18 protein-coding genes are annotated in these 17984 nt (G+C 74.5%); 10 read left to right on the forward strand and 8 right to left on the reverse strand.

Going from position 1 to position 17984, the window contains the following annotated elements:
* The first annotated feature begins 52 nt into the window (after positions 1 to 52).
* The 8 genes from AGRA3207_RS33225 (at position 53) to AGRA3207_RS33260 (ending at position 9584) form a co-directional block, all read left to right on the forward strand.
* Positions 53 to 649 (forward strand): PadR family transcriptional regulator, encoded by a 597-nt coding sequence (locus tag AGRA3207_RS33225; protein ID WP_231331071.1) that lies wholly within the window; start codon positions 53 to 55, stop codon positions 647 to 649.
* Positions 621 to 2261, forward strand: a complete 1641-nt coding sequence (locus AGRA3207_RS33230; protein WP_231331072.1) for a urocanate hydratase — start codon at positions 621 to 623, stop codon at positions 2259 to 2261. Before AGRA3207_RS33225 ends, AGRA3207_RS33230 begins: the two co-directional genes overlap by 29 nt.
* On the forward strand, positions 2258 to 3469 hold the full coding sequence (locus tag AGRA3207_RS33235; RefSeq protein ID WP_231331073.1) for a CaiB/BaiF CoA transferase family protein: 1212 nt from the start codon (positions 2258 to 2260) through the stop codon (positions 3467 to 3469). Before AGRA3207_RS33230 ends, AGRA3207_RS33235 begins: the two co-directional genes overlap by 4 nt.
* A 5-nt stretch (positions 3470 to 3474) precedes the next feature.
* Positions 3475 to 4632 (forward strand): SGNH/GDSL hydrolase family protein, encoded by a 1158-nt coding sequence (locus AGRA3207_RS33240; protein ID WP_231331074.1) that lies wholly within the window; start codon positions 3475 to 3477, stop codon positions 4630 to 4632.
* 112 nt (positions 4633 to 4744) lie between these two features.
* The gene (locus AGRA3207_RS33245) at positions 4745 to 6058 is read left to right on the forward strand and encodes a M20 family metallopeptidase (RefSeq protein ID WP_231331075.1); all 1314 of its coding nucleotides are present in this window, start codon (positions 4745 to 4747) and stop codon (positions 6056 to 6058) included.
* Positions 6051 to 7334 (forward strand): M20/M25/M40 family metallo-hydrolase, encoded by a 1284-nt coding sequence (locus AGRA3207_RS33250; protein ID WP_231331076.1) that lies wholly within the window; start codon positions 6051 to 6053, stop codon positions 7332 to 7334. Before AGRA3207_RS33245 ends, AGRA3207_RS33250 begins: the two co-directional genes overlap by 8 nt.
* Positions 7335 to 7350: 16 nt before the next feature.
* The gene (locus AGRA3207_RS33255) at positions 7351 to 8832 is read left to right on the forward strand and encodes a flavin-containing monooxygenase (RefSeq protein WP_231331077.1); all 1482 of its coding nucleotides are present in this window, start codon (positions 7351 to 7353) and stop codon (positions 8830 to 8832) included.
* A gap of 8 nt (positions 8833 to 8840) precedes the next feature.
* Positions 8841 to 9584 (forward strand): carboxymuconolactone decarboxylase family protein, encoded by a 744-nt coding sequence (locus tag AGRA3207_RS33260; RefSeq protein ID WP_231331078.1) that lies wholly within the window; start codon positions 8841 to 8843, stop codon positions 9582 to 9584.
* A gap of 8 nt (positions 9585 to 9592) precedes the next feature.
* Here the strand turns inward: AGRA3207_RS33260 and AGRA3207_RS33265 are convergent, their stop codons facing one another.
* A complete protein-coding gene (locus AGRA3207_RS33265; protein WP_231331079.1) occupies positions 9593 to 10366 on the reverse strand; it encodes an enoyl-CoA hydratase-related protein in 774 nt (257 codons plus the stop codon).
* A 216-nt stretch (positions 10367 to 10582) separates the two neighbouring features.
* Here AGRA3207_RS33265 and AGRA3207_RS33270 point away from each other — a divergent pair, with 216 nt between their 5' ends.
* Entirely contained in the window at positions 10583 to 10969 is a 387-nt protein-coding gene (locus AGRA3207_RS33270; protein WP_231331080.1) for a DUF7715 family protein, read from the forward strand.
* An 18-nt stretch (positions 10970 to 10987) separates the two neighbouring features.
* Positions 10988 to 11290: an MTH1187 family thiamine-binding protein gene (locus AGRA3207_RS33275; RefSeq protein WP_231331081.1), complete on the forward strand. Its 303-nt coding sequence runs from the start codon at positions 10988 to 10990 to the stop codon at positions 11288 to 11290.
* Between the two features lie 157 nt (positions 11291 to 11447).
* On the opposite strand, the gene AGRA3207_RS33280 is transcribed toward AGRA3207_RS33275, so the two are convergent.
* From AGRA3207_RS33280 to AGRA3207_RS33310, 7 genes are all read right to left on the reverse strand, one after another.
* Positions 11448 to 11834 carry an STAS domain-containing protein gene (locus AGRA3207_RS33280; RefSeq protein ID WP_231331082.1) on the reverse strand — a complete coding sequence of 129 codons (387 nt, stop codon included), beginning with the start codon at positions 11832 to 11834 and terminating at the stop codon, positions 11448 to 11450.
* A gap of 146 nt (positions 11835 to 11980) precedes the next feature.
* Positions 11981 to 12727: a neutral zinc metallopeptidase gene (locus AGRA3207_RS33285; protein WP_231331083.1), complete on the reverse strand. Its 747-nt coding sequence runs from the start codon at positions 12725 to 12727 to the stop codon at positions 11981 to 11983.
* Between the two features lie 68 nt (positions 12728 to 12795).
* A complete protein-coding gene (locus AGRA3207_RS33290) occupies positions 12796 to 13515 on the reverse strand; it encodes a 3-keto-5-aminohexanoate cleavage protein (RefSeq protein ID WP_231331084.1) in 720 nt (239 codons plus the stop codon).
* Positions 13516 to 13538: 23 nt separating this feature from the next.
* Positions 13539 to 14891 carry an adenylosuccinate synthetase gene (locus AGRA3207_RS33295; RefSeq protein ID WP_231331085.1) on the reverse strand — a complete coding sequence of 451 codons (1353 nt, stop codon included), beginning with the start codon at positions 14889 to 14891 and terminating at the stop codon, positions 13539 to 13541.
* A gap of 11 nt (positions 14892 to 14902) precedes the next feature.
* Entirely contained in the window at positions 14903 to 15874 is a 972-nt protein-coding gene (locus tag AGRA3207_RS33300; RefSeq protein ID WP_231331086.1) for a hypothetical protein, read from the reverse strand.
* 70 nt (positions 15875 to 15944) lie between these two features.
* A complete protein-coding gene (locus AGRA3207_RS33305) occupies positions 15945 to 17003 on the reverse strand; it encodes a molecular chaperone DnaJ (RefSeq protein WP_231331087.1) in 1059 nt (352 codons plus the stop codon).
* Positions 17000 to 17833 carry an NUDIX hydrolase gene (locus AGRA3207_RS33310; protein ID WP_231331088.1) on the reverse strand — a complete coding sequence of 278 codons (834 nt, stop codon included), beginning with the start codon at positions 17831 to 17833 and terminating at the stop codon, positions 17000 to 17002. The genes AGRA3207_RS33305 and AGRA3207_RS33310 overlap by 4 nt, the downstream gene beginning before the upstream one ends.
* Positions 17834 to 17984: the final 151 nt, after the last annotated feature.

A 17984-nucleotide genomic window follows, 5' to 3' on the forward strand; every position in this document is an offset into this window, starting at 1 on the left:
GTGGAAGGGGACTGCTCGATGACCGTCCGAAATGGATGGTACAGTTCGGAACATGACGATCAACCTCTCGTCCAGCTCCTACCTCGTGCTGGGGCTGATCGGGCTGCGCGGGCCCAGCTCGTCGTACCAGCTCAAGCGGGCCGTCGAACGCTCGATCGGCTACTTCTGGCCGTTCCCGCACAGCCAGCTCTACGTCGAGCCCAAGCGGCTGGCCGAGGCGGGGCTGCTGGAGGAGTCGGCGGAGACCGGGGGACGGCGGCGCCGGACGTACTCGCTGACGCCGCTCGGGCGGCAGGCGCTGCGCGACTGGCTCGGCGACCCCGGCACCGAGGTGTTCCAGGTGCGCAACGAGGCGGAGCTGAAGCTGTTCTTCAGCGAGCTGGGCGACGACGACACCGTGCCCCGGCTCGCCGAGACGCAGATCCGCTACCACCAGGAGCGCCTGGCGGAGTTCCAGAAGACGCTGGAGCGGCTGGGGACCGTGCCCGACCTGGAGAAACGGGTCGCGCCGCTCGTCCTGGGCGTGCGGATCGAGGCGGCGTGCCTGTCGTTCTGGCGGGACGTCGGCGAGGTGGGCGTGACCGGAGCGCTCGCCCGCGGCGGAGTGGAAGGAGACGTGCATGGTGATGACCGGCCTCCCGGGTCATGACCGGGAGAAGGCGCTGCGCTGCCGCGGACCGCGCCAGGAGACGCTGCTCAGGATGCTCGAGAACACCCTCGCGCACGCCGAGCGGCCCGGCGAGCTGATCGTGTACGCGGGCCTCGCCAAGGCCGCGCGCGACCACGCGGCCCTGGAGAAGATCATCGAGGCGCTGTCGGAGCTGGAGGAGGACGAGACCCTCGTCGTCCAGTCCGGCAAGCCGATCGGGGTGTTCCCCACCGGGCCGCGGGCACCGCTGGTCCTCATGGCCAACAGCAACCTGATCGGCCGCTGGGCCACCGGCGAGCACTTCTACGAGCTGGAGCGGCGCGGCCTGATCGCCTGGGGCGGCTACACCGCGGGCGACTGGCAGTACATCGGGTCGCAGGGCATCGTGCAGGGCACCTACCAGACGTTCACGGCCGTGGCCGACGAGCACTTCGGCGGCGACCTGGCCGGGCGGCTCGTGGTGACGGCCGGCCTCGGCGGCATGGGCGGCGCCCAGCCGCTGGCCACCGTGATGGCGGGCGGCGTCGCCCTGTGCGTGGAGGTCGACGCGGCGCGGATCGCCCGGCGGATCGACAGCGGCTACCTCGAACGCGGCACCGAGTCGGTCGACGAGGCCCTCGCGTGGGCGCGCGAACGCGCCGCGGCGGGCGCGCCCGGCTCCATCGGGCTGCTGGGCAACGCCGCCGAGGTGCTGCCCGAGCTGCGCTCCCGCGGCCTCGTCCCGGACGTCGTCACCGACCAGACGTCCGCGCACGACCTGCTGTACGGCTACGTCCCCGCCGGGATGTCGCCCGAGGACGCCGCCGCGATGCGCGACGGCGACCCCGTCGAGCTGGGCCGCCGCGCCCGCGCGTCCATCGCCGCGCACGTGGAGTGCATGCTCGGCTGGCAGGACGACGGCGCCGTCGTCTTCGAGTACGGCAACAACCTGCGCGCCCAGGCCGCCGAGAACGGCGTGGACGCCTTCCGCATCCCGATCTTCATCGAGCGCTACATCCGGCCGCTGTTCTGCCGCGGTCTCGGCCCGTTCCGGTGGGTGGCCACGTCCGGCGACCCCGCCGACATCGATCTCATCGACGCGATGGTGGTCCGGGAGTTCCCCGGCAACCCGCTCGTCCAGCGGTGGATCCCGGTGGCGCGCGAGCACGTGCGGCAGGCCGGGCTGCCCTCGCGCATCTCGTGGCTGGCGCACGGCGAGCGCGCCAGGCTCGCGCTGCTGGTCAACGAGGCCGTCGGGCGCGGCGAGATCCGCGGGCCGGTCGCCTTCACCCGCGACCACCTCGACGCGGGCGGCGTGTCGCAGCCGCTGCGCGAGACCGAGAACATGCCGGACGGATCCGACGCCGTCTCCGACTGGCCCCTGCTGAACGCGCTGCTCAACGCGGGCTCGGGCGCCGACCTCGTCGCGATCCACGCCGGTGGCGGCGGCTACGCCGGGTACATGCAGAGCGCCGGCGTGACCCTCGTCGCCGACGGCACCCCGGCCGCCGCCGAGCGGATCGCCGCGGCGCTCACCGCCGACACCGGCATCGGGATCATGCGCTACGCCGACGCCGGGTACCCCGCGGCGGCCGACGCCGTCCGCGACAGCGGGCTGCGGTGGTTCGGATGAGCGTCCCGGAACCCCCGGGGACTCCGGAGCCCCCGCCGGCTCCGGAGCCCCCGGCGCTGGAGGGCGTCCGCGTGCTGGACCTGAGCCGGGTCCTGTCCGGACCGCTGTGCACGCGGATGCTCGCCGACCTCGGGGCCGAGGTCATCAAGGTGGAGTCGCCGGGCGGCGACGACGGCCGCCACTTCGGGCCGTTCACCGGCGGCGACAGCACCTTCCACCGGCACCTGAACCGCAACAAGCTCGGCATCGTCCTTGACCTGAAGGACCCGGCCGGACGCGACCGGCTCGCCGCCCTCGTCGCCCGCTCCGACGTGCTCGTCGAGAACTTCCGGCCGGGCGTCCTCGACCGGCTCGGGTTCCCGCCCGCCGAGCTGCTGCGGCTGAACCCCGGCCTCGTCGCGGTGAGCATCAGCGGGTTCGGCCGCACCGGGCCGCTCGCGGACCGCGCCGCCTACGACCTCATCGTGCAGGCGATGTCCGGGCTGATGTCGGTGACCGGCCCGGACGGCGGGCCGGGCGTGCGCGTCGGCGTCAGCATCGGCGACGTCGTGCCCGCCCTGTACGCGGCCGTGGCGGTGCTGTCGGCGCTGCGCCAGCGCGACGCCACCGGCCGCGGGCAGCACATCGACGTGTCCATGTTCGACGGGCTGGTCTCGGTGCTGGAGTCGGTCGCGATGCGGGCGCTGCACACCGACGAGGACGTGCGGCCGACCGGCGGTCACCACGCGATCAGCGCACCGTACGGGACGTTCGCCGCCAAGGACGGGCCGGTCGCCGTCGCCGTCGCCGGGGACGCGCTGTTCGCCCGGCTCGCGGCCGTCCTCGACCGGCCGCACTGGCTCGCCGACGGCCGGTACGCCACCGACGCGCTCCGCGGCCGCCACCGCGAGGACCTGCGCCGGGAGATCGAGGCGGCACTCGCGGACCTGACCCGGGAGGAGGCCCTCGGCCGGCTCACCGGCGGCGGCGTGCCGTGCGGCCCCGTCCTCGGCGTCCGCGAGGCGCTGTCCCACCCGCACGCCCTCGCCCGCGGGCTCGTCGTCGACGAGCCCGACGGGTTCCGCACCCTCGCCGGCGGCGTCCGCACGACCGGGACGGTCGGGGAGTTCCGCCCGGCCCCCGCGCACGGCGAGCACGACCACCTGGTGGACCGGTGGCTCGCCGAGGAGCCGCGCCGCCCCCCGGACCCGACGACCCGGACGGAGTAGCCGCCATGCCAGAGCAGCCCGGGCCGCGCACCCTCGACCTGCCCGGCGGCGCGGTGACGCTCGCGGGCGCGCTCGACGTCGAGCGCACCGCCACCGGGTTCGTCCCGCGGCGCCTGCCCGCCTGGACCCGGCCGAGGATCACCGACCCCTACATGCGCCTGATGGTCCCGCGGCCGGCCGGGGTGCGGCTGGTCCTGCGCACCGACGCCGACGCCCTGGAGCTGGACGTCTTCGTGACCCGGTTCCGCAACGCCCACTTCCCCCTCTTCCCCGTCGAGTTCGACGCGGTCGTCGGCGGGACGCGGGTCGTCTCCCGCCCGGCGCGCCGCGGTGACCTGTGCGTCGTCCGGGCGGGCGAGGTCGCCGGGACCGAGCCCGGCGAGCCCGAGACCATCCGGTTCGACGGGCTCGGCACCGGCTGGAAGGACGTCGAGGTGTGGCTGCCGCAGGCGGCCGTCGTCGAGCTGCGGGCGCTGCGCGCCGACGGCACCGTCACCCCCGGACGGCCGCCGCGGCGCAAATGGGTCCACTACGGCAGCTCCATCAGCCACTGCGCGGAGGCGGGCGGACCGACCCGCACCTGGCCCGCGCGGGTCGCGCGGAGCGCCGGGCTCGACCTGACGTCGCTGGCGTTCGCGGGCAACTGCCACCTCGACCCCTTCGTCGCCCGGACGATCCGCGACCTGCCCGCCGACGTCATCACGCTCAAGGTCGCCGTGAACGTGCAGAACCTCGACTCGCTGAAGGTCCGCACGTTCGGGCCCGTCCTGCACGGCTTCCTGGACACCGTGCGCGACGGCCATCCGCACACCCCGCTGCTGGTCGTGTCGCCGATCTTCTGCCCCACGGCCGAGCACCGCGCCGGGCCGACCGTGCAGGACGCCACCGGGAGGTATGTCGCGAAGGGTGACACCTCGCCGTCCGCGCTGAGCCTCGTCCGGATGCGGGAGCTGATCGAGGAGGTGGTCGCGGTCCGCGCGGACGGCGACCCGCGGCTGGCCTACCTCGACGGGCGCTCGCTGTTCGGCGCCGCCGACGCCGGCGACCTCTACGACGGGCTGCACCCCAACGCCGACGGCTACCGCCGCATCGGGGAGCGCTTCCACGAGCGCGTTTTCGGCCCGTCCGGTCTCTGGCCGCAGCCGGGAAGCACACCCGAATAGCGCCTGTGCGCACCCCATAGTCGTCCCGCGAATTCTTTGGCCCGACACCCTCAAGACGACCTGTGACATCACTTCTAGGCTCGAACAGAATCGCATGAAACGGACGCATCCCATGGAACGGACGAAGCCCAAGGCCACCCCGGTGACGGACGACGACATCGCGAGCGTGATCGCCCTCATCGATCAACACGAGCCGGAACTCGTCGCCTTTCTCCGCGACTTCCTGCGCATTCCCAGCGTCTGGGGGGACGGCCCGGCGCTGACGGCCGCCGCGGAGTACCTCGCCGCCCCCCTCGCCGACGCCGGGCTCACGGTCGCCCTCCCCGGCTCGGGCACCGGCGGCATGCCGAACGTGCTCGCCAGGGCCGGCTCGGGCACCGGCGACGCGGACGACGCCCTGATCTTCAACGGCCACATGGAGGTCTACCCGCCGTCCCGGTCCTGGCGGCGCGACCCGTTCGGCGGGGAGATCGACGAGGGCCGCATCTACGGCGTGGGCGTCGCGGACATGAAGGCCGGGACCGCCGCGATGACGATGGCGGCGGCCATGCTCGCGCGGTCCGGCGTCGCGCTGCCGCGCGACGTCGTGGTCCTCGCCGTCCCGAACCACTTCGAGGGCGGCGAGGGCACGCGGCAGGCGCTGCGCGACGGGCTCCGCGGCGCCTACGCGATCAACTGCGAGCCGAGCGACCTGCGCGTCCTCACCGGCCAGCGCGGCATCGCCTACGTCAACGTGGACGTGCGCGGCCGCGCCGCCCACACCACCGCCCTCGACGTCGGCGTGAACGCCGTCGCCCGGGCCGCGGACGTCGTGCGCGAGGTCCTCGCGATGCCCATCACGGCCGCCGGCGGCCGCGTTCTCGACGAGGTCAAGATCTGCAACGTCGCGCAGATCTCCGGCGGGGTCGCGCACAACCTCGTCCCGGAGCTGTGCGGGATCACCTTCGACTTCCGGTTCCCGCCCGGGCAGACGCAGGACGACGTCCTGCGCGACGTGCGCGCGGCGGTGGAACGCGCCCTCGACCTGCTCCCGGAGTTCCCCGTGGACGTCGCGCTGGAGGCGACCTGCCTGAAGAACCCGCGCAGCTCGCTCCGGGTGCCCGACGGGGAGGGCCTGCTCGCCGACGTCGCCGCCGCGCACCGCCGCAGCACCGGCGGCGCCGCCGCGTACGACGTCCACCGGGCCTGGCCGGACACGCCGATCTTCTGGGAGTCGGGCATCAGGGCCGTCACCTACGGGCCCGGGTCGATGGACTGCTACTGGGACGACGAGTCCGTCGTCGTCGAGGACTACCTCGCCGCCGTGCGGACCTACGCCGTCGCGGCCCTCACCCTGGGTTCCGCGGACGCGGGGTCGGCGGCCGCAGGCTCGGCTATTGCGGGCTCGGCGGGCGCGGGCTCCCTGGGCGGCGGCGCGGATGACTGAGCCGCCCGCGCCGGTCGAGGAGATCTGCTCCGACCTGATCAGGTTCGACACGAGCAACCCGGGCGGGCGCGAGCGCGAGGCCGCCGAGTACGTCGCCGGGCTGCTGGCGGGCATGGGGCTGGACCCGCGCGTCATCGAGGCCGAGCCCGGCCGCTCCAACGTCGTCGCGCGGGTCGCGGGCACCGACCCGGAGGCGCCCGCGTTGCTGGTCCAGGGCCACCTGGACACCGTCCCCGCCGACCCCGGCGGCTGGACGCGCCATCCCCGCGGCGGCGAGATCGCGGACGGCCACGTCTGGGGCCGCGGCGCCGTGGACATGAAGAACGCGGTGGCGATGACGCTCGCCGCGGTCGGCGCCGAGCTGGCCGCGGGCCGCCGCCCGCGCCGCGACCTCGTCCTGGCGTTCGTCGCCGACGAGGAGACCGGCGGGCGGCTCGGCGCCGGCCATCTGGTGGCGGAGCACGCGGACCTCTTCGAGGGGTGCCGCGCGGCGATCGGCGAGGTCGGCGGCTTCAACGTGCCCGCCCCGTCCGGCCCGCCGGTCTTCGTCGTCTCCGTCGCCGACAAGGGCCTGCGCTGGTACGAGGTGCGGGAGCGGGGCGTCGCCGGGCACGGCAGCATGATCGCGCGGGACAACCCGATCCCGCGGCTCGCGGAGACGACGCTGCGGCTGGTGTCGGCGGAGCGGCCCTACACGGTCACCGAGCCGATGCGCGTGCTGGCGTCGCGGCTGGCCGGCCGTCCCGTGACCGGGGACGAGGAGGTCGCGGACGTCCTCGCGACCAGGACCGGCCCGTTCGCGCGGATGCTCACCGCCGGGATCCGCGGCACCGTCAACGTGACGAGGGTCGGCGCCGGCCACAAGGAGAACGTCATCCCCGGCGAGGCGTGGGCGCGTTTCGACTGCCGGTTCGTCCCCGGCCACGAGGAGGAGCTGCACGAGCACCTCACCTCCGTGCACGGCGGCGGCACCGAGGTGTCGCTGCTGCGGCGCAGCCCGCCCGCGCTGTCCGACCACGAGGGGCAGTGGTTCGGGCTGCTCACCGGCGTGCTGCGGCAGGAGTGCCCCGGAGCCGAGGTCGCGCCCTTCGTGTTCAGCGGCGGCACCGACAACAAATGGTTCCGGACGCTCGGCATGGAGACGTACGGATTCACGCCGATGCTGCTTCCCCCCGGATACGACTATCCGGCGATGTTCCACGGCGTGGACGAACGCTGCCCGGTGGAGGCACTGCGATTCGGCGTACGGGTCATGCGGAGGCTGATATCCCTATGAGACTGGTGAAGGGCCGATGAACCGGAAACGGAACGGGCGGCGCAGGACGGGCCCGCGGGTCGCCATTGTCGGCTGCGGATTCGGCGGAATCGCCACCGGCGTGAAACTGAAGAAGAAGGGGATTACGCGCTTCACCATCTTCGAGCGGTCGGACGGCCCGGGCGGCACGTGGTGGGACAACCGCTATCCCGGCTGCGAGGTGGACATCCCCTCCCACGCGTACTCGTTCTCGTTCCTCACCTACGACTGGAGCCGCACCCACGCCGGGCAGGAGGAGCTCCAGCGGTACGCCGAGCACGTCCTCGACCGGTTCGGCCTGCGGCGGCACTGCCGGTTCGGCGTCGGTGTCGAGTCGGCCACCTGGGACGAGGACGCGGCCCGCTACGAGGTGCGGCTGGACGACGGGACGACCGAGCCGTTCGACGTGGTGATCAGCTGCCTCGGCCTGCTCAACCACCCGCGCCACCCGGACTGGCCCGGCCTGGAGGACTTCGAGGGCCCGAAGTTCCACACCGCCCGCTGGGAGCCCGCGCACGACCTGGCCGGCAAGCGCGTCGCCGTCGTCGGCACCGGCTCCACCGCCACGCAGGTCGTCCCCGCCATCGCCGGGCGGGTGGAGCGGCTCTACGTCTTCCAGAGGCAGCCCAGCTGGATCCTGCCCAAGGGCGAGCGCGACTTCACCCCCCGCGAGCGCGCGATGTTCCGGCGGCTGCCCGTCCTGCAGAAGCTGCGGCGGGCATGGCTGTTCTACCGGTTCCGTGTCATGTTCAAAGGCTATGACCTGCACGGGAAGCGGCAGCAGCAGAACCTGCGCCAGTGCCGGGAGTACATCGAGAAGACGGTGGACGACCCGGAGCTGCGCGCGCGGCTGACCCCCGACTATCCCTGGGGGTGCAAACGCCCGGTCCTGGCGAGCGGCTTCTACCCCGCGCTCAACCGGCCGAACGTCCGGCTCGTCCCGCACGCGGTGACGCGGATGACGCGCACGGGGATCGTCGACTCCACGGGCACCGAACACGGGATCGACGTCCTCGTAATGGCCACCGGGTTCCAGGCGACGAACTTCCTGGCGTCCCTGGAGGTGCGCGGCGTCGGCGGCGTCGAGATCCACGACACCTGGAAGAACGACCCGACGGCGTTCCTCGGCATCACCGTCCCCGGCTACCCCAACTTCTTCATGCTGTACGGCCCCAACACCAACGGCGGCTTCTCGATCATCGCGCAGCTCGAACGGCAGGCGGAGGTCGCGGCCCGGACGGTCGCCCGGATGCGGCGCCGGGGGCTGCGCGCGGTCGACACCCGCCCGGCGGCCGCCGAGCGGTGGGTGCGGTGGGTCGACCGGCAGCTCGCCCGGCACGCGTCCGCGATGGAGGCGAACTGCACGAACTACTACCACTCCGAGACCGGCCGGAACGTCACCCAGTGGCCGAAGCCGCACGGCGAGTACTACCTGCTGACCAAGGCGCTGCCGTTCCTCGGCCTCGTCGGGCGGCGGTGAGCGCGCCCATGCCGCTGGAGCAGGAGGGCGCGGGCCCCGGGTTCCCCCCGCACGGCCTCGACCCGGAGCTGTACGCGGCCTGCGCCGCGCTGGCCGACGCCCCGCGGCGGCGGGCCGCACTGGACCCGAAGATCCGGGAGCTGGTCGCGCTCGCCCTGGACGCGGCGGTCACCCACCTGCACGAACCCGGCATCCGGCGGCACGTCCGGGGCGCCCTGGAGCACGGCGCGACCCGCGAGGAGATCATGGAGACCCTCCAGCTCGCCGCGACCATCGGCGTCCACGCGGCGAGCACGGGCTTCCCCTTGCTGAACGGCCTGCCGGCGGCTCCCGGAGCGTCCGCGCAGGACGGCCAGGACGACCCGGACGGCGCCGACGGCGTCCGCCGCCGGGAGGAGGTCAAGGCCGAGTTCGTCCGGCGGCGCGGCTACTGGGAAGCCGCCTGGGAGGACGTGCTCCGCCACGCCCCCGGGTTCTTCGCGGCCTACCTGCGGTTCTCCGCGCTCCCCTGGAGCCCGGGGGTGCTGGAGCCGAAGGTGAAGGAGCTGGTCTACATCGCCGTCGACGCCTCGGCGACGCACCTGTTCACCGGCGGGCTGAAGGTCCACATCGGCAACGCCGTCCGGCACGGCGCCACGGCGGACGAGATCGCCGGCGTCTTGGAGATCGCGAGCACGATCGGGCTCCAGACGCTGGAGGTCGGCGTCCCGATCCTCCTCGGCGAGCTGGAGCGGCGCGAGGGCGGGCGCTGACCCGCGTCTCAGGCGGGCCAGTCCGGGCGGCGCTTCTCCAGGAACGCGCCGATGCCCTCCTGCGCCTCGGGCGTCTGGCTGGAGGCGGCCATCACCTCGATCGCGTAGGCGTAGGAGTCCTCCTCGGTGCGGTCGAACTGGGCGTACATCGCCTGCTTGCCCAGGGCCTTGCTGCGCGGGCTGCCCTGGGTGGCGCGCTGGAGGAGGCCGATGACGGCCTTGTCGAGGTCGTCGTCGGGGACGGCGTAGTTGACGAGCCCCCAGTCGGCGGCGGTCGCGGCGTCCACGACCTCGCCGGTCAGCGCCATCTCGGCGGCGCGCTTGCGGCCGACGTTGTGGGCGATGGCGACGAGCGGGGTGTGGCAGAACCAGCCGCCCTTGCCGCCGGGCGCGGCGAAGCCCGCGCTCTCGGCCGCCACCGCCAGGTCGCAGCTCGCGGCGAGCTGGCAGCCCGCCGCCGTCGCGAGGGCGTGCACGCGGGCGACCACGACCTGCGGGACGGACTGGATCGTCCGCATCAGCTCGGTGCACGTCCGCAGCAGGTCGCGGACGTCGGCATGGGACGCCCCGGCCACGTCCGCGAAGTCGTGGCCGGCGGAGAACACCGGGCCGTTCGCGGCCAGCACGATCCCGCGGGCGTCGGTGGCCGCCACCTCCCGGAACGCGCCGGTGAGCTGGATCAGGAACTCCCGCGACAGGGCGTTGCGGCGGCGCGGCCGGTTCATCGTGATCGTGGTGAACGCGCCGTCGCGCTCGACGAGGACATCGCTGGCTTCGCTCATGTCCGTGACGTTACGTCACGGCCGTGCCGGACGCACGGGCGGGACGTTCCGGACACCGGGCCGAAAACCGGGAGGGGCTCCTGCGGCGGGACGCCCGAGACCCCGGAAACCGGGCTGGAACCTGGCCGGAACCGGGCGGAAAGGGGGGCCGGATGTCGGACCCGCGTCGTACGGTGGCCGGGTCCACGGACGCGCTGACGGGGTTGCCGAGGAGGCATGGCCTTGAAACTGCTCACCGCCACCGACTCCAGCCAGGGATACCGCGAGAACGACTTCGACTGGTGCGTCGAGGGGGAGCTGGTGCACATCGGGATCGTGTGCGCCCGCGACCGGGACGACCCGGACGGCGGCTGCGGCTGCGGCCGCTCGTTCGCCGGGCTCAACTCGCACCGCGCGACCACCACCGCGATGGTGCGGGAGGTGCCCGGCTTCACGGGCGCGGACTACGTCGAGGCGATCCGGTCGAGCCTGGAGCAGCAGGGCTGCGACCCGTCGTTCGCCGAGCACGAGGCGGCGCTGCTGCGCTGCCTGGTGCGCGACTGGCCGGTGGGTGTGATCGTGGAGCGGCGGCTGAATGAGATCGTGGTACGGCAGGTGGTGTAGCCGTCCAGGAGGTGCGCTGTGCTCGTCGCTTTCTCGGTGACCCCGCTCGGCACGGGGGAGGACGTCGGTGAACTCGTCGCGGAGGCGGTGCGGGTGGTGCGGGCCAGCGGCCTGCCCAACCGGACCGACGCGATGTTCACCACGATCGAGGGGGAGTGGGACGAGGTGATGGCGGTGGTCAAGGCGGCGGCCGACGCGGTCGCCGCGCGGGCGCCCCGGGTGAGCCTGGTGGTGAAGGCCGACCTGCGCCCGGGGGTGACGGGCGCGCTGGACGCCAAGGTCGCGTCCGTGGAGCGCCACCTGGCCGACGGCCCGTCCTGACGAGTGCCGTCCTGACGAGTGCCGTCCTGACGAGTGCCGTCCTGACGAGTGCCGTCCTGACGAGTGCCGTCCTGACGAGTGCCGTCCTGACGAGTGCCGTCCTGGCGGCGGCTGGCCTTGGGAGCGAGTGCGTGGCGTCCGCGCGCGGGCCGGGGTGTCAGTTTCCGGCGAGCCAGGCGCCGATCTCGGCGTCGGTGCGGGGGAGGACGCACCAGAGGGCCTCGTCCGTCGTGCTGCACAGCGGGATGCGGTCCTCCAGGCCGAGGACGCGGAACATCCGCGCGGCGAACGGGCGCATGCCGACCATCGCGAGGGCGGCGCCGTGCGCCTCGCATTCGCGGGCGCACGCCGAGACGGTGCGGACGCCCTCGGCGTCGAAGAACGAGACGCCCGCGACGTCCAGGACGAGGGGCCGCCGCGCGAGGTCCCGCAGCCGCATGCGGACGCGCGGCGCCGACGCGCGGTCCATCTCTCCGCTCAGCAGCACGACGGTGTGCCGTTCGGCGTTCACGACGACCATGTCGACGGCGGCGTCCTTCATCATGACCTCGCATCCGGGTGGCCGGTGACCCAGAAGCATCGCGTGGATACGCACCGTTGCCAAGCCGTTCGCGGAAGTCGGTCGGATTCGCGTGGGCGGACGCCGCAGGGGCGCGCGCGGCGGAGGGCGCCGCGCGGGGCGGGCGCCGGTCAGGAGAAGCACGCCTTGGCGCCGCCGTTGCCGCCGCGCGAGAAGCTCCGCAGGCGCTGGGAGGACGTGCCGTGGTCACCGGGCCTGGTCCAGGGCGACTTGTCGCCGATGACCTTGAACGCCGCGACGATCTCCTGCTGGTCGCCCTTCTCGAAGGTCAGCCTGCCGTCCTTGGACGCGCCGTACAGCGCGGCGCCCGCGAGGCAGTCGGCCTGGAGCTCGGAGGCGGCGGACACCAGGTTCCGCCGCAGCCGGTTCTGGATGGCGTGCCCCCACTCGTGCGCGACGACCAGGTAGACCCAGGCGTCGCCGCGGGCGTAGCCGGACCGCATGAGCCGGGCGTCCCAGGCGACGTAGTCCCCGCCGGGGCAGTAGGCCGCGTTGCCGGGTTCGAGGGGTTTCCCGCCGCAGCGCGGCGCCGAGCCCGGGTCGCGGCCGTCGTAGAGGCCGCGGACGCGCGGGGGCCGGTAGGTGCCGGTGAAGAGCCCCTGCCAGTGCCGCCGCCAGAAACCGTTGGTGACGGTCGCGGCACTGCGCAGGTCCTCCTGGAACTCGGCTTCGTCGAAGCCGCGGGCCTGCCCCTCCCCGCCCGCGTCCGAGGTGGCCTGGGCCGCGGGCCGGGGGGTGCCGGGCAGGCCGCCGTCGAGGTCGCAGGCGCCCGCCAAGGGGAGCGCGGCGGCGAGCGCCGCGGCGGCGACCGCCCGCCTCCGCGCCCGCTTTGGGGTGTGCTGTGCCGTCTCGGTCATACCCGGGGATACGCGGCGGCGCCCCCGAATGGTCGGGCCCCGGCCGATTCGGGCCGCGGGCCGGGCCGTCAGACCGAGGCGATGAGCGTCTGCGCGGTCTGGACGAGGGCGCTGTTGTCGGCCGCGGTGGCGCCGTCCGGCAGGGCGAGGGTGTCCTCCAGCCCGATGCGGGTGTCCAGGCCGCGGCGGGCCGCGAGGCGCAGGACGGGCCAGGCGCCGTCCTCCTCGCCGTGCAGCAGGATCGGGCGCCCGTGCCCGGTGCCGAGGGCGTGCAGCAGCTCCTTGGCGGTCTCTTTCGCCGTCTCCGCGCCGGTGTCGGTGACCTCGGCGAGGACGCGCAGCACGCGGCCCGCGTGCGGCCAGGCCAGGAAGCGCTCGGTGGCGACGGTGCCGGAGAAGACGCCCGCCTCGACGCCGACGCCGCGGTCGAGGAGGGTCTCGGCGACGAGCTCGGCGCCGTCCTCGTGGAAGTTCACCGAGGCGTGGTCGGGCAGCACCGTCCACGACCGGACGAGCGCGGCGCGCTCACCCGGGTCGGGCGCGGTCCACGCGCCGGTGGTGACGCCGACGGCGACCGCGGGCGCGGCGGCGCGGACGGCGGTGACGGTCGCGGCGACGCGGCCGGGGTCGATGGTGTCGCCGCCCGCGTCGTCCTTGCAGTGGATGTGCGCGTCCCGCACGCCGACCTCGGAGGCGGCGCGGACGGCGGCGGCGACCTCCTCCGGGGCGATGGGCACGCCGAGGTGGTCGGTCCTGGTCCGGGCTCCGTTCGGGCAGACCTGCAGCATGATCCGATCATCTCATCTCCGTTTCACGGCGCCGCGGCGGCCGCGCGCCCGCCGGCCGCGCGCCCTGCCTCCACGTGTCCCGCCGCCGCGTGCGCTCCCTCCAAGAACCCTGCCGCCGCGCGCTTGTCGGCAGACGCCGGGCCGTACGAGCGGAGGACGACCCTGGCACCGAGCGCGTCCTCGACGGCCTCCACCGGGTCGTCCAGCGGGCGGTAGACGGGACGGGCGGCGAGCAGGCGGCGGGTGAGCGCCGCCTGGCGGTCCAGGCCGGCGGGCCCGGCGTCGGCGGGCCCGGCCGGGAGGCGCGCGACCCGCTCGCCGTCCATCTCGTAGGCGTGGCAGAGACGCAGGTCTGGACGCGCCCCCGCGACGTCCAGGTGCGTGACCGCCAGGCCGTCCACGCCGCCGGTCACGTCCAGCGCGTAGCGGAGCGCGACGGCGTCCAAGTGGCCGACGCGGAACGCGCCCTGCCAGGGACCGGTCCCGTTGTGCGGATCGGGGAGCGCGGCCGTGAGCGCCGCGTCCTCGGTGACGAACGGGCCGGGGCCGTGGCGTGTCGCGTACGTGCGCAGCACCCCGAGCCGGATCGCGGTCTCGCCGGCCTCGTCCAGGAGGGTCTCGGCGTTGGCGAACGTGGTCGTCGACCAGGTCGTGTACGGGTGGAAACCGTGCCACTCGTCCAGCAGGACCCCCTGCGCCCCCTCGAACACCGCGCGCCCCTCCCGCAGCAGGGCGTGGAGGTGCTCGCCGCCCACGACCCGGACGTGCTCGGCGAACGCGGTGAACGCCTCGGCGCAGTCGTCCACGTCCGGGACGTCCTCGCCGGTGGGGAACGTGTCGTGATACCAGTCGCGCAGTGCGGTGAGGCGCCGGCGCAGCCGCGCGGGCGCGAGGCAGTCGCCCGCCCGCGGCGCGTCGCCGTGCGCGAGGGCGTAGGACGCCGTCTCGCCGACGCCCATCCCGCACGACCCGTGCCGGGCCGCGCCGCGCGCCGTCTCCCGCGCGCGGTTGGCGGCCCGGTGGTAAGGGGTCGTCAGCAGCGCGTCCCGGTCGACGGTCAGCCGGGCGAGCGCGTCGCGCACGCCGACCGCCCGCAGATGGGCGGCCTCGGCCGCGAGCGCGAGCGGGTCGACCAGGACGAACCGGGACAGGTGCGTCCGGACGCCGGGCGTGAACGTCCCCGAGCCGAGCTGCGCGAACGTGTGGTGCCGGCCGTCCCCCGCCACGACGTTGTGCGCGGCCTGCGCGCCGCCGTTGAACCGGACGACCACCTGCGCGCCGCGGGCCCCCGCGGACGCGGCGCACAGGTGGTCGACGACCGTGCCCTTGCCCGCGTCCCCGAAGCCGAGGTCCACGACGATGACATGACCCCTCACCGCGGGACGGCTCAGAGCCGGGTGGTCGCGGACGGGCCGGACGCGCCCAGCCCGGGCGGCGCCGCCGACACCGCGACCGGCGCGCGGGAGGCGTCCAGTCGCGCCAGGGCCCGCGAGACCGCCGCGCCCGCGTCGGACCCCGCCTCCTCCAGGTGCTCCAGGCCCTCGCCGAGGTCGATGGCGTCCTCGCCGAGCCCGATGGTCAGCGCGATCGTCTCGCACACCGCGGCGGGGTCGTCCAGGTAGAGGACGTGCTGGCCGAGGAGCCCCTGCCAGAAGTCCCGCAGCTTGCGGCTCCCGGCGTGGTAGCCGCCCTCGGGGATGATGAAGTACACCTCGTACATCCGCTGGAGCTCGCGGACGATGTCGGCGACCGGGACGTCCTCCTCGACCTCGTCCCCGATGACCCGCGCGATCTCCCGCCGCGACACCTTCGGGTAGGCGAGCTCGTCGCCGATGAGGAACAGGTAGCCGCGCCTGCCCCGCTTCTCGAAGCAGTCGATCGCAGTGTGCCGGGCCATGAAGTACATCGCCAGCTCGTAGGACTCGGTCATCTGGCCGCCGCCCCCGCCCTCCAGCAGGATCCGGCCGAGGTCGTCGTCCATCCGGTTGTCGGCCTCGAACTGCCCGACCTGGAGCGGCGCCCGGTCGCAGGTCGCGTCGCCGACCCCGCCGAACAGGATGTGCGGGTGCTCCACGTAGCCCTTGCGCAGCAGCAGCCCGAGCAGGTCGGGCAGCTTGGCCTGGAGGGCCCGCGGGATGCCGCCCATCGAGCCCGTCACGTCGAACAGCACCCCGATGGCGAGCGACTCGGGGTGGTCGTCGGAGTCGCGGCTCTCCCGGACGGTCACGCCGCGCGGGTCGAGGGCCGGGTGGACGGTGGTGGCGCCGCCGTCGCTGTAGGCGAAGGCGCTCGCGCCGGTCGCCGCGCGGTAGCTCCGCCGGGCGGTGTAGACGTCGGTGGACCAGTTCCCGCTTCCCATGATCGTCTCCTTCGATGGTGAGGGCGGTGGTGGGCACTGTGGCCGGGTGAGGCCCCGGGCGGGGGCCGGGTCAGGCGCCGGGCATCCGGAAGGGGCGGAAGCGGCGCGGGCCGTACAGCCGTTCGAGCAGCTCGTCGAGCTCGGCCAGCAGCCGCCAGGCGTCGGCGGGGCGCCGGTTCTGCGCCCGCAGCAGGCACCCGCGGGCGAACGAGCGCATCGCCGTGGGCGCCTCGGCGCCCATGAGCCGGGTCATGCACCGGGTGGCCATGAAGATGTCGGTGGCCGGGGACGCGGCCTGCCGCGCCGGTACCTCCGGCGGGTACCAGTCCTCGTACCGGCCGACCATGGCCGGGACGCGCCCGGACGGGTCGGTGCCCGCGTAGCATCCGGGCACCGAGTAGCACCAGTCGACGAGGACGAGGCCGTGCTCGCCGGGGTGGACCAGGACGTGGTCCGGCAGCACCGCGCCGTGCAGGACGCCCGCGCGGTGCGCGAACCCCAGGCCGACGAGCAGCCGCCGCCACATCCAGGCCGCGTCGCGCGGGTCGAGCCCGCCGGGATGGGCGCGCCCGACCTCGGCCAGCGTGTGGAACCCGTCGAGCGCCACCAGGGCGTTCACCTGGCGGAGCGCTCCGGTGGAGGCGTCCCGGTGCCGGAATGACTCGACGATGCGCGGCACGTAGGGCAGGAACCGCCCGTCGCCGTCCTTGGGGAGCTGGCGGAGCGCCACCGCCTCCCGTTCGATCAGGTCGCTGTCGCGGGGGTCCCGGGGCATCTTCAGCAGCATCCGGCGCGGCGGGGTCCCCGGCTCGGCGGCGTACAGCTCCGCGAGGTCCCCGCCGATGGGGTCGCCGTCGAGGCGGTAGGAGTGGCGGCGGGTGGTGACGACGTGCGGATCCGCGTCGGTGTAGGCGCGCCAGAGCTCGTTCAGCCTGATGAACGCCTCGCGTGTCCGGCCGCCCGTCGCGTCCGGGTGGACGAGCCTGGCCAGCCGCCGGTACCGCTGCGCGGCCTCCTCGGCGTCGTCGCCGAACAGGCCGGCGGGGGTCCGCGCCCCGGCGAGCCGGGCCAGCGCGTCGTCGAGGGTGCCGGCCGGGGCGGGGGACGGTGTACGCGGCGGTGCCGTCATCGGATCTCCTCCTCGCGGCTGGGGCGCAGCAGGGCGGGGTGCAGGAGGCGGGCGTCGCCCGCGCGGTAGAGGCGGGGCCGGGGGCCACCGCGACGTCCGCCCTTGTCGGACGTCGCGCCCGTGCTCTCCACGAAGCCGGGCACCGACAGGACCTTCCGGTGGAAGTTGCCGGCGTGCAGCTCCTCGCCCCACACGGCCTCGTAGACGGCGCGCAGCTCGGGGATCGTGAACTCGCCCCCGCAGAACGCCGTGGCGAGCGGCGCGTACTCCAGCTTGGCGCGGGCCCGCTCCAGCCCGTCCGACAGGATCCGCGCGTGGTCGAAGGCCAGCCGCCGGGTGGTGCCCGGACGCTGGTCGCCCGCCTCGGACAGGCCCAGCGCGTCCACCGTGACCCACGCCGCGTCGGCGGCGTCGCCGCCGGCCTCGGGATCGGGCAGCTCGGGCGCGAACGCCAGGTAGGCCACGGAGATGACGCGCATGCGCGGGTCGCGTCCGGGCGTGCCGTAGGTGCCGAGCTGCTCCAGGTGGACGCGGCCGAGCGCGCCGCCCTTGGCGCTGAGCCCGGTCTCCTCGGCCAGCTCGCGCACCGCGGCCTCGGGCAGGTCCTCGGCCTCGGTGCCGCGGACGACGCCCCCGGCATGGACGAACCCGCCGGGCAGCGCCCACATCCCCGCGAACGGGGCGTTGCCGCGCCGGACGAGCAGCACGTGCAGGGCGCCGTCGCGGATCGTGAGGGCGACGACGTCCACGGTCACCGCGACGGGGTCGTAGGCGCGCGGATCGTAGTTCGCCAGGAACTCGCTCTCGTCGTGCCGCGGGTCCGGGGTCATCCGCCTTCGTCCCTTCCGGTTCGGCTCAGGCTGAGTAAGTCTCAGGAAGAGTCTATCTCGGTATGAGAACAACGTAATGGACAGCGCTGCCTCTGTCCAGCCCGGGACCGGCGGACCCGTGAGGGGCGGGCCCGGAAAGCCGAGAGCGCCG

Source organism: Actinomadura graeca, assembly GCF_019175365.1.
GTDB lineage: Bacteria > Actinomycetota > Actinomycetes > Streptosporangiales > Streptosporangiaceae > Spirillospora > Spirillospora graeca.

Bases quoted from the DNA above. Each gene is read 5' to 3' on its own strand.
- AGRA3207_RS33225 (WP_231331071.1), top strand. From the start codon at position 53: ATGACGATCAACCTCTCGTCCAGCTCCTACCTCGTGCTGGGGCTGATC.
- AGRA3207_RS33230 (WP_231331072.1), top strand. From the start codon at position 621: ATGGTGATGACCGGCCTCCCGGGTCATGACCGGGAGAAGGCGCTGCGC.
- AGRA3207_RS33235 (WP_231331073.1), top strand. From the start codon at position 2,258: ATGAGCGTCCCGGAACCCCCGGGGACTCCGGAGCCCCCGCCGGCTCCG.
- AGRA3207_RS33240 (WP_231331074.1), top strand. From the start codon at position 3,475: ATGCCAGAGCAGCCCGGGCCGCGCACCCTCGACCTGCCCGGCGGCGCG.
- AGRA3207_RS33245 (WP_231331075.1), top strand. From the start codon at position 4,745: ATGGAACGGACGAAGCCCAAGGCCACCCCGGTGACGGACGACGACATC.
- AGRA3207_RS33250 (WP_231331076.1), top strand. From the start codon at position 6,051: ATGACTGAGCCGCCCGCGCCGGTCGAGGAGATCTGCTCCGACCTGATC.
- AGRA3207_RS33255 (WP_231331077.1), top strand. From the start codon at position 7,351: ATGAACCGGAAACGGAACGGGCGGCGCAGGACGGGCCCGCGGGTCGCC.
- AGRA3207_RS33260 (WP_231331078.1), top strand. From the start codon at position 8,841: ATGCCGCTGGAGCAGGAGGGCGCGGGCCCCGGGTTCCCCCCGCACGGC.
- AGRA3207_RS33265 (WP_231331079.1), bottom strand. From the start codon at position 10,366: ATGAGCGAAGCCAGCGATGTCCTCGTCGAGCGCGACGGCGCGTTCACC.
- AGRA3207_RS33270 (WP_231331080.1), top strand. From the start codon at position 10,583: ATGGCCTTGAAACTGCTCACCGCCACCGACTCCAGCCAGGGATACCGC.
- AGRA3207_RS33280 (WP_231331082.1), bottom strand. From the start codon at position 11,834: ATGATGAAGGACGCCGCCGTCGACATGGTCGTCGTGAACGCCGAACGG.
- AGRA3207_RS33285 (WP_231331083.1), bottom strand. From the start codon at position 12,727: ATGACCGAGACGGCACAGCACACCCCAAAGCGGGCGCGGAGGCGGGCG.
- AGRA3207_RS33290 (WP_231331084.1), bottom strand. From the start codon at position 13,515: ATGCTGCAGGTCTGCCCGAACGGAGCCCGGACCAGGACCGACCACCTC.
- AGRA3207_RS33300 (WP_231331086.1), bottom strand. From the start codon at position 15,874: ATGGGAAGCGGGAACTGGTCCACCGACGTCTACACCGCCCGGCGGAGC.
- AGRA3207_RS33305 (WP_231331087.1), bottom strand. From the start codon at position 17,003: ATGACGGCACCGCCGCGTACACCGTCCCCCGCCCCGGCCGGCACCCTC.
- AGRA3207_RS33310 (WP_231331088.1), bottom strand. From the start codon at position 17,833: ATGACCCCGGACCCGCGGCACGACGAGAGCGAGTTCCTGGCGAACTAC.